This is a genomic window from Solwaraspora sp. WMMA2101, assembly GCF_049179175.1.
Classification (GTDB): Bacteria; Actinomycetota; Actinomycetes; order Mycobacteriales; family Micromonosporaceae; genus Micromonospora_E.
The window spans coordinates 3,465,494-3,478,797 of record NZ_JBMHMA010000006.1; the positions used below are offsets into that span (position 1 = coordinate 3,465,494).

The 13,304-nt window shown below is 69.7% G+C and carries 12 protein-coding genes; 7 read left to right on the plus strand and 5 right to left on the minus strand.

The genetic code is table 11. From position 1 onward, the window contains the following. Positions 1-525, minus strand: a complete 525-nt coding sequence (locus ACN28F_RS16575) for an NfeD family protein (RefSeq protein ID WP_289208839.1) — start codon at positions 523-525, stop codon at positions 1-3. Between the two features lie 192 nt (positions 526-717). Between ACN28F_RS16575 and ACN28F_RS16580 the strand changes: the two genes are divergently transcribed. The 3 genes from ACN28F_RS16580 to ACN28F_RS16590 are packed head-to-tail and all read left to right on the plus strand — an operon-like array spanning position 718 to position 4,224. Then, positions 718-1,893, plus strand: coding sequence for a glycosyltransferase family 4 protein (locus ACN28F_RS16580; RefSeq protein WP_421358554.1), 1,176 nt, complete (start codon positions 718-720; stop codon positions 1,891-1,893). Positions 1,894-1,928: 35 nt separating this feature from the next. Next, entirely contained in the window at positions 1,929-3,251 is a 1,323-nt protein-coding gene (locus ACN28F_RS16585; RefSeq protein WP_289208841.1) for an O-antigen ligase family protein, read from the plus strand. Next, complete coding sequence (locus tag ACN28F_RS16590; protein ID WP_289208842.1) at positions 3,220-4,224, plus strand: sulfotransferase; 1,005 nt, start codon at positions 3,220-3,222, stop codon at positions 4,222-4,224. Before ACN28F_RS16585 ends, ACN28F_RS16590 begins: the two co-directional genes overlap by 32 nt. Here the strand turns inward: ACN28F_RS16590 and ACN28F_RS16595 are convergent. Next, a complete protein-coding gene (locus tag ACN28F_RS16595) occupies positions 4,160-5,566 on the minus strand; it encodes a lipopolysaccharide biosynthesis protein (RefSeq protein ID WP_289208843.1) in 1,407 nt (468 codons plus the stop codon). The genes ACN28F_RS16590 and ACN28F_RS16595 overlap by 65 nt on opposite strands. Then, positions 5,556-6,284 carry a class I SAM-dependent methyltransferase gene (locus ACN28F_RS16600; protein WP_289208844.1) on the minus strand — a complete coding sequence of 243 codons (729 nt, stop codon included), beginning with the start codon at positions 6,282-6,284 and terminating at the stop codon, positions 5,556-5,558. Before ACN28F_RS16600 ends, ACN28F_RS16595 begins: the two co-directional genes overlap by 11 nt. Positions 6,285-6,410: 126 nt before the next feature. Here ACN28F_RS16600 and ACN28F_RS16605 point away from each other — a divergent pair, with 126 nt between their 5' ends. Both ACN28F_RS16605 and ACN28F_RS16610 read left to right on the plus strand, forming a co-directional pair. Beyond that, a complete protein-coding gene (locus ACN28F_RS16605) occupies positions 6,411-6,995 on the plus strand; it encodes a GNAT family N-acetyltransferase (RefSeq protein ID WP_289208845.1) in 585 nt (194 codons plus the stop codon). 7 nt (positions 6,996-7,002) lie between these two features. Then, positions 7,003-7,485 carry a methylated-DNA--[protein]-cysteine S-methyltransferase gene (locus ACN28F_RS16610; RefSeq protein ID WP_289208846.1) on the plus strand — a complete coding sequence of 161 codons (483 nt, stop codon included), beginning with the start codon at positions 7,003-7,005 and terminating at the stop codon, positions 7,483-7,485. 138 nt (positions 7,486-7,623) lie between these two features. Here the strand turns inward: ACN28F_RS16610 and ACN28F_RS16615 are convergent, their stop codons facing one another. Together ACN28F_RS16615 and ACN28F_RS16620 are read right to left on the minus strand one after the other, a co-directional pair. Then, a complete protein-coding gene (locus ACN28F_RS16615) occupies positions 7,624-8,703 on the minus strand; it encodes an inositol-3-phosphate synthase (protein WP_289210782.1) in 1,080 nt (359 codons plus the stop codon). A 23-nt stretch (positions 8,704-8,726) separates the two neighbouring features. Beyond that, complete coding sequence (locus tag ACN28F_RS16620) at positions 8,727-9,395, minus strand: PadR family transcriptional regulator (RefSeq protein ID WP_289208847.1); 669 nt, start codon at positions 9,393-9,395, stop codon at positions 8,727-8,729. A 176-nt stretch (positions 9,396-9,571) separates the two neighbouring features. Here ACN28F_RS16620 and ACN28F_RS16625 point away from each other — a divergent pair, with 176 nt between their 5' ends. Next, positions 9,572-10,030 carry a DUF5318 domain-containing protein gene (locus ACN28F_RS16625; RefSeq protein WP_289208848.1) on the plus strand — a complete coding sequence of 153 codons (459 nt, stop codon included), beginning with the start codon at positions 9,572-9,574 and terminating at the stop codon, positions 10,028-10,030. 194 nt (positions 10,031-10,224) lie between these two features. Beyond that, positions 10,225-13,188, plus strand: a complete 2,964-nt coding sequence (locus ACN28F_RS16630) for a transglycosylase domain-containing protein (protein WP_421358557.1) — start codon at positions 10,225-10,227, stop codon at positions 13,186-13,188. Positions 13,189-13,304: the final 116 nt, after the last annotated feature.

Genomic DNA, 13,304 nt, shown 5'->3' on the forward strand with positions numbered 1-13,304 from the left:
TCAGCCGGCGGACGGGGTCTGCTCGACCACGACGCTGGTGTCGCTGACCGCCTCGACGACGAAGACTTCGGCACCGAGTGGGATCGACCGGTCGGCGCGGGCACTCAACTTGACCGGCTGCCCGCCGAGGCGGACCCGGATCTCCCCGTACCCGCCGGGGTGGATCGGGGTGATCACCACGCCGATGGCGCCGACCAGGTCGGTGCGGTGCGGGGTCGCGTCGGTCGGCATGTTGCGGGCGGCGCGGGACAGTCGGGCGGTCAACCAGCCGACCGGCACCGCTGCGGCGACGCCGATCGCTGCGGCGGCCACGGTCAGGCCGGCGCTGTCGGCGCCGATCAGTTCGTTGGCGATCGCGGCGGCGAATCCGAACGCCCCGGCGAAGCCGGCGACCACCTCGAGCGACACCGGACCGTCGGCGCTGACGTCACCGAGGTGCAGCAACTCCCCGCCGAGCAGCCCGATGGCGAGCACCGCCACACCGAGACCACCGATGACCAGGAATACGAGCGTCGCTGTCTGCACACTCGGCACGGTAGCCGTCACCCTCAACCGGACCGCCCGGCAAGCGATCCGGGGCCGGCGCGGGGTCCCAGGCCCACCAGCCGCCGATCAGGCGTTTTCTGACAATAGTCTGTTTTGCCGGCGTTAGCCGGTTAGCGTTACTGATGCCTGGCTTGACCCTGGGGATACGGCGACGCGTAGCGGAGACGAGGGATGGTGCACGTCAAGAACGATGTCGTGAACCGGCCGGCGCCCGCTGCCGCTCGCGGCCGCCGGGTCGTGGTGGTCCGGGTCCTTGGCGTGCTCGACGTCGGCGGGACCGAGCTGAGAACGATCGAGCTCATGCCGCTACTGGTCGAGGCCGGTATCGAGCTGCACTTCGTCACCTTGTCCGGTCGCGAGGGGGTGCTCGCGTCCCAGGTGCGACAGCTGCGTGGACATGTACACGCGATCCGGCTGGCGCCAGGCTTCCCCGCACGTTTCCTCGCCCTGCTGCGAGCGCTGCGCCCGCACGTCGTGCATTCCGACGTGGCGACGTTCTCCGGCGCGATTCTGCTCCTCGCAGCCCTCGCCCGGGTGCCGGTCCGCATCGCCCACTTCCGCAGCGACGGTGACGGTCGACCCGACAGTCCGCGTCGCCGCCTGCAACGGTGGCTGCTGCGCGCGCTCATCCGCAGGTGCGCCACCAACGTGGTCGGCGTGGCGCCGGGGGCGCTCCAGCACGGGTACTCGCCGGCCTGGAGATCGGACCCGCGATGCCGGGTCATCCCGAACGGGGTCGACCTCGACCGCCTCGGCCGCGCATCGAGCCGTGACCTCCGCGCGGAGATCGGTGCACAGCCGGCGGACGTCGTGTGCCTGCATGTCGGCCGCCCGTCCGGAGCGAAACGCCGCTGGCTCATCCCACCGGTGGTGGCGAGGGCGCGAGAGGCCGGCCTGCCGGTCCGCGCTGTGCTGGTGGGCACCCGGAACGCAGCTGACGACGCGCAGGTCCGCGCGGTCGCGGACGAACACCGGGTCGGCGAGTACGTCCACCTGCTCGGGCCGACCGAGGACGTCGGCGCCCTGATGCGCCAGGCCGACGTCGTGATCCTGCCGTCGGCGCGCGAGGGCCTGCCCGGGGCCGTCCTCGAAGCAGCGGCTGTCGGCACCCCGGTGGTCGCCTCGGACCTTCCCGGTACCCGGTTCATCGCCGAGCGACTGGCCGGCGTCACGCTGGTCGCCCCGGACGCACCCGCCCAGGTGTGGGCCGAGGCGCTGCGGCGCGCCACCCGACGTCGGGTCACCGGGCAGGACCGCGCGGCTGCGGTCGCCGCCTGCGCCGGGAGCGACTTCTCCGTGCCGGCCGCCGCCGCAGCCCACCTGGCGATGTACCACGGGCGCGGATAGCCGTAAGGGGACAAGGAGTGTCGCAGAGTGATCCGGTGACGCGCGTTCTTCTGATCGCCGTGGTGGTGTTTCTGGGCACCTGGCTCTTCGTCTCGGTAGCGCGCTACCCCAGACATGCGGTCCTGATGGCGATACCCGTCCTGATGTGGCCGGTTCCGCTCCGGATCGACGGGGTGGCCCTGCAACAGCCTCTGACTGCAATTCTGCTCTGTGGCGTCATCTTCGGCGTCCGACGCGAGTTGCGGAGACACTGGGTGCTCACGGCACTCGTCGGGTCCTTCGCTCTCCTCGTGGTGGCGAGCGGATTCTTGCGCGGTCCGACGAACGTCATGGAGGTCAGTGAGGCCAGGAACCATGCGCTGACACTCGCCCTCAACGCGGGGTTGGTACTGGCCGTCGCCCTGGCCTCACCGAATGCGCTGTCCTGTTTGAAGGCGATCGGCCTGTCCGGCGTACTCATCTCCGCCTACCTGCACGGCTTCGGTGAAGTGCGAGGTGGGCGTACCATTCTCGATGGGTTCAATGCAAACGCCGGAGGGCATTCTCTGGCCATTGCCGTGGTGACACTCGCTGGCCTTTCGGTCGTGACCCGGCAGGTGCGGTGGCTGCTGGTCGCAGCCCTTCCTGTCTCCGCTCTGTTCGCGACCCAGTCGCGTGGTGCGTTCATCGTTCTGGTCGTCGGACTGGCGGCCCTGTGGCTCGCCGTGGAGCGCGCCGCGCTGCGCCTGACCGCACTCGCTGCAGGTCTGGTTGTCGTACTGGTTGCCGGGCAGAACTTCGTCGACCTGGTCGAGCGGGAGGTGTTCCGGTTCAGGGACCAGTCCTTCATCGAGAACGAACATCGGATCTGGGTACTTGAACTCGCATTCAACCTGGTGGAGAAGGATCCGCTTTTCGGAGCTGGATACGGGCAGTTTCTCGACTATTCGCAGCGGATGCTCGGTTATGCGATCAACACGCACAACGACTGGGTTCGAATTGCGGCGGAATGCGGTGTTCCCGCCTTCGTTCTGCTCGTCGTGATCGCGCTGGTCCCGATGCTGCGGATAGATGTCACGGAGGTGGCTGGCCGAGCTCTCCGCGGAGGTCTCGTTGCGATCTGCGTGTCGTTCCTGTTTGCCAACACGATGACCGACCTTCGAGTGTCCCTTCCAATGTGGGTCTTTCTTGGTCTCGCGTGGTCGGGGTGGCTGCGGGTGTCGAGCGCGGCTGAGCGTTCCGGCGGTGAGGGCTGGTCGTGGCTGCGCCCGCAGGGAGAAGCTGACTGGCTCTCCTGGACACGGTGTGACGAGCCCGGAAACTCGATCGAAGAAGGTGAGGACGGACATGCGCGTGCTCTTCATCGGCGGCATCAGTAGGAGTGGAAGTACCCTCCTTGAGCGGGTCCTTGGTGAACTGCCGGACACCTGCGCGGTGGGCGAGGTCGGCAACCTGTGGCGCCGTGGCCTACGGGACGACGAGCAGTGCGGCTGCGGCTGTCGGTTCTCCGCGTGCGAGTTCTGGCAGGCGGTCGGCGAGCAGGCGTTCGGCGGCTGGCAGAAGGTGGACCCGCACCGGGTGACGAGCCTCAAACGTACCGTCGAACGTGTCCGGCACCTCCCGCTGCTGGCGCGCCCGAAGCTGACCACCGGATGGGCGGCCGTGGTCGAGGAGTACGCCAGCTACTACACGCGCGTGTACGCCGCCGCAGCCGCGCTCACCGGCGCGCGAACCGTCGTCGACTCGTCCAAGTCCGCGATGCTCGCCCTGACTCTCCGGTGGGCACCCGACCTCGACCTGCGGGTCGTCCACCTGGTTCGCGACCCCCGGGGCGTCGCCCACTCGCTCACCAAGCGGGTGCCACGCCTGCCGGGTTCGCCGAGTGCGGCGACCATGATGCGCTACCCGCCGGCCCGCACCGCCCTCGAATGGAACCTGTTCAACGGAGCGTTCGACCTGCTTGGTCGATTGCCGGGCACGGACGTCGGAAGGGGAACCGGTGGTGGTCCGCGTTGCGTGCCGGTGACGCGGATCCGGTACGAGGAGTTCCTGAACGACCCCCGTCGGGTCGTGGGCGATGTGGCCAGCTACGCCGGCATCGACGCCACCGACGCCGCGCTGTCCTACCTGACCCGCGAGCACGCCGAGCTGGGTACCGTACACAATCCTTCGGGGAATCCGATGCGGTTCGCGACCGGGCGGGTCAGCCTGCGCCGGGACGACGCGTGGCGCGCCTCGCTTCCGTCGCGGCACCGCTGGCTGGTGAACGCCATGTGTGCCCCGCTGCTCACCGCGTACGGGTTTCCGCTCCGGGTCCCGCACCCCCGCGACTGTGCGGCCCTGCCGAGGTGAGCGCGGGGTGGCGGTCGGGGGCCCCCGACGCGGCGGTCTGCCGGGTGGGCGGGTGCACCGCAGGTGTCCGAGTCGTCGCGTGCGCGTCGCCCGGCGGCGCGGGTACGACGGTCCGGAGAGCGGGTACGACGATCCGGAGATAGGCAACGGCCTGCTGCAGGCCCTTGACGAGTGCGCCGACGAGGACCGCGACGGCGGCGCCCATCATCCCCATCCGTGGTACGGCGAGAAACGACGTGACCACGACGGCGGCGACGGCGACGAGATGGATCGGCAACTGCACCCGGAAGACCCGGATCGCGTCGAGCGCGGTGCCGACGAAGACCGTCGCGTAGCCGATGGTCCCGGCGACCATCAGCACGAGAAGCACATCCGTGTGCCGCCCGTATTCGGGGCCGTAGAAGATCTCCAGGGCGGGCCGCCCGACGACCACGACGGCGAGCACTCCGGCGAGGCCCAGCGCCGCACCGAGCCCGACCGCAGACCAGAGCAGCCGGTGGAAGGCACGCACGTGGCCTTCGTTGCGGTGGCTGGCCAGGCGTGGGCTCACCGCGAGCGCCAGGGCGCCGACCACCGTGCTACCGGTGACCGTCAGGTACGCCAGCGCCGCGAAGATGCCGACCGCCTCGGTGCCGTGGGTGCCGGTAAGGACGTACCTGGGTACGTTGACCAGCAGTGACGCCAGCGCCATGGCGATGCCGAGCGGGATGGCGATGGCTGCGAGTCGCCACAGCAGCCGACGGTCGAAGCGGGGCCGGACGTCGAACCCGAGGGCGCGTACGCGGGCGATCTCCACGGCGCTCTGCGCGATGGTGAGCAGCGCCGCAGCGCCGGCGGCGAGTTCGACCCGGCGCGTCGTGACCACGACGACGGTGAACAGCAGCAGACCCCCGACGGCGCGGACGGTCAGGGACCGGGCGACGAGCTGGAGCTGTTCGCGTTGCTGGATCGCGCCGTAGCAGACATCGATGATCGATTCGCCGCCCTTGCCCACGGCGACCGCCGTGAGGACGAGGGCGCCCTGGGGCGACAGCGGGAGTGCGCCGGCGGCGACCACGACGGCGACGGCGGCCAGTAGCCCGGTGATCAATCGGAGGGCGAGGTAGTGCCCGAAGCTGAACTGCTGGGCGAGGTCGGTGGCCTGGATCTGGCGCAGTTTCAGGGTGCTGAGGGCGAAGATCGGGCCGCAGATGGCCAGTGCCAGCATGAACTGGCCGACCGCCTCGGTGGACGTCGTCCGTGCGAGCACGGCGACGATGCCCATCTGGGCGGCCGCGTAGAGGCCGTTGCCGTACAGGCCGCTGACCAGATTGCGGCGCAGCGGCCGGGAGTCAGGCCGCACGCTTCGCCGAGATGATGAAGTGGCTGTTGGTGAGGTAGCCACCGACCCGGTTGCCGAGCACGAGCTGACCGAGTCCGCGCAGTCTGCTCGGTGAGTCCCAGCGCACCCGGATCGTCTGGAAGCCCGCCCTGCGCATCAGGCCGGCCCAGACGTCGGGCTGCTGGTGGATGCGCCAGTCGATGCTGGGGGCGAAGACGTTGGGCAGCTGGAGATCTCCCCAGAGGTTCCGTCGGGCGCAGTCCGTGACGATCAGATCACCGTCGTCCGTCATCAGGTCTGCCAGTTTGCGGAACACCTGCTCGTAGCTGCGCGCGGCGGCGGACGCGGGAAGCGCCGCACACGCCTCCTCGTCCAGGTGGTTGATGGCGTTGTGGATCAGGACGATGTCGAACTTCCGGTCACCGGGCCCGAGATCCTGGAACCGCTCGTGACGGAGCTCGACGTCCACCCGGGTGCCCAGTTCCGCTGCCATCAGCCGGTACTGGCGCTCCATGGCGACGTTCGATCCGGCTGCGGCCGGCTCCAGGCAGACGACGGGGCCGGCACCCCGGGCCGCCGCGTAGAAGCTCATCACGCCGTTGCCGCCGCCGATGTCCAGCAGGCTGCGTCCGGCGAGGTGGACGCCTCGAAAGAGCAACTTCTGGTACGCGGTGAACCGGGTGGGCGAGGGAACGACCGGACGCACCGCAGACCGGTAGATGTCGATTGTCTGGGTCACCACCAGAAGGTACCGTGCGAAAAGTAGTGATATAGGGCAATCAGGAGTAGTTTGTGCGTGGACCGGGACGCGGGCCACGTACCCGCGACATCCGGTCCGGGGTCGTCCGCGTGCGACGATGCGTCGGTGGAGATCAGGATTCGCAGCCTGCTCGGCGCGACCGAGCTGGCGGCGCTGCGACTCCTCGACACCTCCTACTCCACCGAGCTGGTCTACCAGGTCACAGTGGATGACGGCGGGTTCGTGCTGCGCGAGGTGCCGGTCGCCCCTGCGCTGCGTAAGCGGTACGACCTGACCGAGGGCGTCACCGTCGGCAGCCGACCGTGGGACCTGTACGCGGTGGCGGTCGTCGACGCCGCGCCGGTCGGGTTCGTGGCGACGACGTACGAGCGGTGGAACGGCCGGCAGGTGCTCAACGAGTTGCACGTGGCACCGGCGTACCGACGTCGGGGTCTGGCCCGGGAACTGCTCGGGATCGTGCGCGTCACCGCCCGGGACAACGGTGCCCGGGAGATCTGGTTGGAGACCCAGAACGTCAACGTCGGGGCGGTACGCGCCTACCGTCGGCTCGGGTTCACCCTGACCGGCATCGACACCACCCGCTACCTGCCGCCGTACGACGACGAGGTGGCCCTGTTCATGTCGGCGCCGGTGCCACCGGCCCCGGCGTCGGACGGTGCGGCCACGGTGCCGCGGACGCCCGGCGGATAATCGGCGGATGCGATGGGCGGTGCTGGAGTCCCCGATCGGTGACCTGTCGGTGGCAGTCGACGACGTCGGTGTCTGCGGGGTGCGGTTCGGCCGGGTCGACGCGGTGGTGCAGGCCACGGAACCGGACCCGGCGCTACGGGCGGCCCTGGCCGAACTACGCGGCTACTTCGCCGGCGAGCTGACCGGATTCACCGTGCCGCTGTCGGTGCGGCAGGGCTCCGCGTTCGAACGGGCGGTGTGGCGAAGGATGACCGGGATCCCGTACGGGCAGACCGAGACGTACGGCGAGGTCGCCGCCGCGTTGGGCGACCCGCTCGCGGCGCGGGCGGTCGGGGTGGCCTGCAACCGCAACCCGATCCCGGTGATCGTGCCCTGCCACCGGATCGTCGGCGCCGGCGGCAAGCTGGTCGGCTTCGGTGGCGGGCTGCCCCGCAAACGCCACCTGCTGGAGTTGGAGGCCGGGGTGGCGTTCCGTCAGGAGTGGAGCTGATCCACTGCGGCCCGGTGCGGTCGGGCGGTACGCGCGTGGGGCGGTCCACCAGGTCATGGCGGACCGCCCCACGCGGTGTCGGCGGCAAGCGGTGGCTCGACGCCCGGTCGGATCGGCTCAGCGCCCGATCAGGTCGGCTCAGCGCTCGATCTTGTTGGCGATGAAGTCCTCGACGGCCTGCCGTGCGTCGTGGTCGGCGTACTGCTCCGGCGGCGACTTCATGAAGTAGGAGGAGGCCGAGAGGATCGGGCCGCCGACGCCGCGGTCCAGGGCGATCTTCGCGGCGCGCAGCGCGTCGATGATCACACCGGCGGAGTTGGGCGAGTCCCAGACCTCCAGCTTGAGCTCGGCGTTGAGCGGCGTGTCGCCGAAGGAACGACCTTCCAGCCGGATGTACGCCCACTTGCGGTCGTCGAGCCACGGCACGTGGTCGGACGGCCCGATGTGTACGTCGCTCTTGGCCATCTCGTGGGGCACCTGGGAGGTGACCGACTGGGTCTTGGAGATCTTCTTGGAGACCAGCCGGGTGCGCTCCAACATGTTCATGAAGTCCATGTTGCCGCCGAAGTTGAGCTGGTAGGTCCGCAGCAGCTCGACGCCGCGGTCCTCGAAGAGCTTGGCCAGGGCACGGTGCACGATGGTCGCGCCGACCTGGCTCTTGATGTCGTCGCCGACGATCGGCAGCCCGGCGTCGGTGAACTTCTGCGCCCAGGTCGGGTCCGAGGCGATGAAGACCGGCAGGGCGTTGACGAACGCACAGCCGGCGTCGATGGCGGCCTGGGCGTAGTACCGGGCGGCCTGCTCGGAGCCGACCGGCAGGTAGCAGACGACGACCTCGGCGCGGGCGTCCCGCAGGGCCTGGGCGACGTCCACCGGCTGCTGGTCGGATTCCTGGATCATCTCCTGGTAGTACTCGCCGACCCCGTCGAAGGTGGGGCCGCGCTGCACCAGCACCCCGGTGGGGGGTACGTCGCAGAAGCTGATCGTGTTGTTCTCGCTGGCGTTGATCGCCTCGGCGAGGTCCATGCCGACCTTCTTGGCGTCCACGTCGAACGCCGCGACGAACTCCACGTCCGAGACGTGGTAGTCGCCGAAGGTGACGTGCATGAGACCCGGGACGCGGTCGGTGGGGTCGGCGCCGCGGTAGTACTCCACGCCCTGGACCAGGGACGAGGCGCAGTTTCCGACACCGACGATGGCGACGCGGACGGAGCCCATCGCGTTTGCCTCCTTCTTGTTCGTCACAGCCGCTCCTGCTCGTCTCCGGGTTGTCCGGGCGGAGCTTCCCTGGTCGGTCCAGGCGGAGGCGGTTCGCTTGCTGCGGGTTCGGATTTCGTGGGTTCGTGGTGGCCGGTGCGTGGGGCCCGACCGGACCGCTCGTTGGCGATCAGCTCCTCCAGCCACCGCACCTCGCGTTCACAGGCGTCGAGGCCGTGCCGTTGGAGTTCGAGGGTGTACGCGTCGAGGCGTTCGGCGGCGCGGCCGAGCACGTCGCGGAGACCTTCCCTACGTTCCTCGATCTTGCGTCGCCGGCCCTCCAGGATCCGCAGCCGGGTGGCCCGGTCGGTCCGGGAGAAGAAGGCGAAGTGCACGCCGAACCCGGTGTCCTCGTAGGTTTCCGGGCCGGTCTGGGCGATCAGTTCGGCGAACCGCTCCTTGCCCTCGGCGGTGATGGTGTAGACGACCCGGCCGCGGCGGCTGGTCAGCGCGGGGATCCCCGCCTCGGTGCCGGGCGGCTCGTCGGCCTCGGCGATGAGTCCGTTGGTCTGCAGCCGGCGCAGGGTGGGGTAGAGCGACCCGTAGCTGATCGCGGCGCGGATCGCACCGAGCTTGGCGGCGAGCTCCTTGCGGAGCTCGTAGCCGTGCATCGGAGACTCCTGGAGCAGGCCGAGGATGGCGAGTTCCAGCACGCCGCACCCCTCCCACCAGGTCGTCTTCTCCGGTTCACCGGCTCGATGTATCGCACCGATACATCGTCACGGTAGACGGGATTCCGACAACGGGCAAACTGTTCCTGAGCACCCGTACGACTACTGATCGTGACGGCAGTCGCCAATGTCAACCTGGACCGCGTACCCTCGGGGCCATGCGTTCGCAGCGGCAGATCGTCGACTACTCGCTCCAGCGGCGAGCAGTGCTGCGCGAGGTCCACTCCGGCCGGGTCGGCGCCTACGAGGTCTGTGACGCCTCGCCGTACCTGAAGAACGCCGCCCGGTTCCACGGCGAGCCGACCGACCAGCGCTGCCCGATCTGCCGCCGTGAGAACCTCATCCACGTGCACTACATCTACGGCGACGAGCTGAAGCAGTCCGCCGGGCAGGCCCGCAACCGGGCCGAGCTCTCCCTGCTCGCGATGACGCTGCGTGAGTTCCAGGTGTACGTCGTCGAGGTGTGCCGCCTGTGCAACTGGAACCATCTGGTCGAGCAGTACCTGCTCGGCCGGGACGGGCTCGGCGCTGGCGACAGTGGTTCGCCGGCCGGCGCGGCGCTGGCGGTGGCCGGCGGCATGTCGATGGGCCAACGAAGGCGAGAGACCGACCGATGAACCACCTTGCCCGGCCGCTGCGTAGGCACCAGAGAGTGGGCAGGGCAATGTAAATGGTTAACCGGACAAGTCACGATATTTCTGATGAAGTGGCTTTCGGCTGCTGGTGCCGCTGCGGTGCCGGCAGTGGGCCAACTCACGGCAGACCGGTGGTGTCGCAGCCGCGCATCACCGCAACCGGCAGGGTGTGACACATGAACTCGTACGGCGAACCCCACTCCGCCTCCGGGCGTGCCTATGGATCAGGCACCGGCGGCGGATACGGATCAGAGCCGGATGACCACCGCTGGAGCCACGGCCCGGACGATGCCGGACAGGCACGTTCCCGCGCCCGGCGGGCCGACGCGGACGCCGGATGGCACGGCGGCGACGCCCCCGCCGGGCCGGGTACGGCCGGCCGCGCCTCGGTCGGTGGCAGCGCCCCGGTCAGCGGCGGCCGGGCCTCGGTCGGTGGCAGCGCCCCGGTCAGCGGCGGCCGGGCCTCGGTCGGTGGCAGCGCCCCGGCGGGTCGGGCCTCGGCGGGTCGGGCCTCGGTCGGTGGTTCGGCGGGCCGCGCCTCGGTCGGCGGCGTGGCCCCGGTCAGCGGTGGCCGCGCCTCGGTCGGTGGGGTGGCCCCGGTCAGCGGCAGCGCGTCCGTCGGTGGCAGCGCCGGCCGCGCCGGAGTCGGCCGGGCGACGGTCGGGCGGGCCAGCGTACGCCCGGTCTCGCCTGCCGGCGGATTCGGCGGCGGTCCCGGCGGCCCGGACGGGCCGGGTGGGCCCGGCGGACCCGGCGGACCGGGTGGTCCCGGCGGACCGGGTGGTCCCGGCGGACCGGGTCGGCGCGGCCGTGGCGGCCGCAACGATCCCGCCGCGATCAAGAAGGCCAAGCAGCGGCGGCGGATCAACCTGCTGATCGCCTCCTTCGCCATCCTGATCATGCTCACCGGTGGCGCGGTGGTCGGTGGGACCTACTACACGACCACGGTGGCCCTGCCGGAGGAGCTGCCGTTGCCGTTGGCCAGTTCGATCTACGCCAACGACGGCAACACCCGCATCGCCAAGCTCGGCGAGTTCAACCGGGTCTTCGTGCCGGTGGAGCAGATCCCGGAGCACGTGCAGCAGGCGGTCGCCTCGGCCGAGGACCGCAAGTTCTACGACCACTCCGGCATCGACTACGTCGGCATCGCCCGCGCCGCGTGGAACAACTTCACCGGCGGCAGCCGGCAGGGTGCCTCCACGATCACCCAGCAGTACGCGCGTAACGCGATGGACCTGCAGGAGGTCTCCTACGCGCGGAAGGTCCGTGAGGCGGTGCTCGCCTCGAAGCTGAACGACAAGTACGAAAAGCACGAGATCATGGGGTTCTACCTGAACACCATCTACTTCGGCCGGGGCGCGTACGGCATCGAGGCCGCCGCCCAGCAGTACTTCGGCAAGTCGGTCGCCGACCTGTCGGTCGCCGAAGGTGCGGTGATCGCCGCCGTGATCAAGCAGCCCGAGCCGGACGCCACCACCGGTCACCAGGGCTTCGACCCGGCGGTCAACGAGGCCGAGGCCCAGGGGCGTTGGGGCTACGTGCTCGACGGCATGGTGGAGAAGGGCTGGCTGCCAGCTGCCGAACGACCGACCGAGTACCCCGAGGTCAAGGTGGTCGACCCGAACAGCTGCATCATCGACTGTGGGATCAACACGCCGGAAGGCAACGTGATCAACTATGTCCGGGACGAGATGGTGCAGCTGGGCATCTGCACCCCGGACACCTGTTCCGCCGAGCTCCGGCAGGGCGGTTACAAGATCACGACGACGATCGACCCGAAGATGCAGGACGCGCTGGAGAAGGCCATCTGGCGGCAGGCCGAGGGCTCGGCGATGGACGGCCAGCCGGAGAACCTGATGGCGGCGATGGTCGCGATCGAGCCCAGCACCGGCCGGGTGCTCGCCTACTTCGGCGGCGACAACGGCACCGGCCACGACTACGCCGGGCGCAACTACGAGAACGGCCAGTGGACCGGCGGTCACTCGCCCGGCTCGACGTTCAAGATCTACACCCTGGCCGCCGCGCTGGACAACGACATCTCGGTCGACTCGCGGTGGACCGCCAAGCCGTTCAAGGTCGAGGGCACCGAGATCGAGGTGCAGAACGCCGGCCGCAACGCCAGCTGCGGTGAGTACTGCACGCTCGAAGAGTCCACCGTCCAGTCGTACAACGTGCCGTTCTACCACGTCACGGAGCAGATCGGCGCGGACAAGGTCGTCGGCATGGCCAAGGCCGCCGGCATCAACACGATGTGGAACACCGCCGACAACAAGCCCTACGACCTGACGAGCGTCGACCCCAAGGAGGTCGCGCCGTCGCCGTTCTTCAACGTCGTCGGGTACGGGCAGTACCCCGTGACGGTGCTCGACCACGCCAACGGGGTGGCCACCCTGGCCAACCGGGGTGTCTACAACAAGGCCCACTTCGTGGTCTCGGTCGAGCAGAAGAACCTCACCACCGGCGAGTGGCTCAACGTCGGTGGCGAGCAGCTCAAGCCGGAGCAGCGGATCCGGCAGGAGGTCGTCGCGGACCTCACCGACGTACTGACCAAGATCCCCGACAACATCAACAAGGATCTCAGCGGCGGGCGGGCCGTCGCCGGCAAGACCGGTACCTGGGAGCTCGACGAATCCAGCGGCGAGAACGGTGACGCCTGGATGGTCGGCTACACCCCGCAGATCGCCGCCGCCGTCTGGGTCGGCAACGTCGGAGACCGCAAGGCGATCCGCGACAAGAACAACAACAAGATCGGCGGTAGCGGGCTGCCCGCCACCATCTGGCAGCGGTTCATGAACGAGGCGCACAAGGGCATGGACCTGGAGCGCTTCCCGGCGGCCCGGCAGATCGGCAGCGTCGACGCCGGCAACGGCAAGTCGCCGGCCCCACCGACACCGGAGCCGGGCCGGGGCGGCGTCTGTGACGGGCCGTTGGGCGTCATCTTCTGCCCCGACGGCACCCCGCCGGCCAACGGCCAGGGCAACAACGGTGGCCAGGGCAACAACGGCGGCCAGGGCAACGGTGACAACGGTGACGGCACCGATCCCAACAGCGGAGGGCAGGACGGCGGCGGCGACGGCACCGGATTCAACTTCGGTGGCGGTGGCGGCGGCGTGACGACGCTGCCGACCCCGACCGGCTGACGACGCCCGCACGGGCCCCGCACCAGCACCGGTGGCCGGCGGCCAGGTCAGGTCGACCTGGCCGCCGGCCACCGGTGTCTGAGCCGGTCACGACGACATGCCGGACGCGGGCAGAC

Coding starts and splice junctions, on each gene's coding strand:
- ACN28F_RS16615 (WP_289210782.1), bottom strand. CDS start 8,703: ATGGGCTCCGTCCGCGTCGCCATCGTCGGTGTCGGAAACTGCGCCTCG.
- ACN28F_RS16625 (WP_289208848.1), top strand. CDS start 9,572: ATGCGTTCGCAGCGGCAGATCGTCGACTACTCGCTCCAGCGGCGAGCA.
- ACN28F_RS16610 (WP_289208846.1), top strand. CDS start 7,003: ATGCGATGGGCGGTGCTGGAGTCCCCGATCGGTGACCTGTCGGTGGCA.
- ACN28F_RS16580 (WP_421358554.1), top strand. CDS start 718: ATGGTGCACGTCAAGAACGATGTCGTGAACCGGCCGGCGCCCGCTGCC.
- ACN28F_RS16630 (WP_421358557.1), top strand. CDS start 10,225: ATGAACTCGTACGGCGAACCCCACTCCGCCTCCGGGCGTGCCTATGGA.
- ACN28F_RS16590 (WP_289208842.1), top strand. CDS start 3,220: ATGCGCGTGCTCTTCATCGGCGGCATCAGTAGGAGTGGAAGTACCCTC.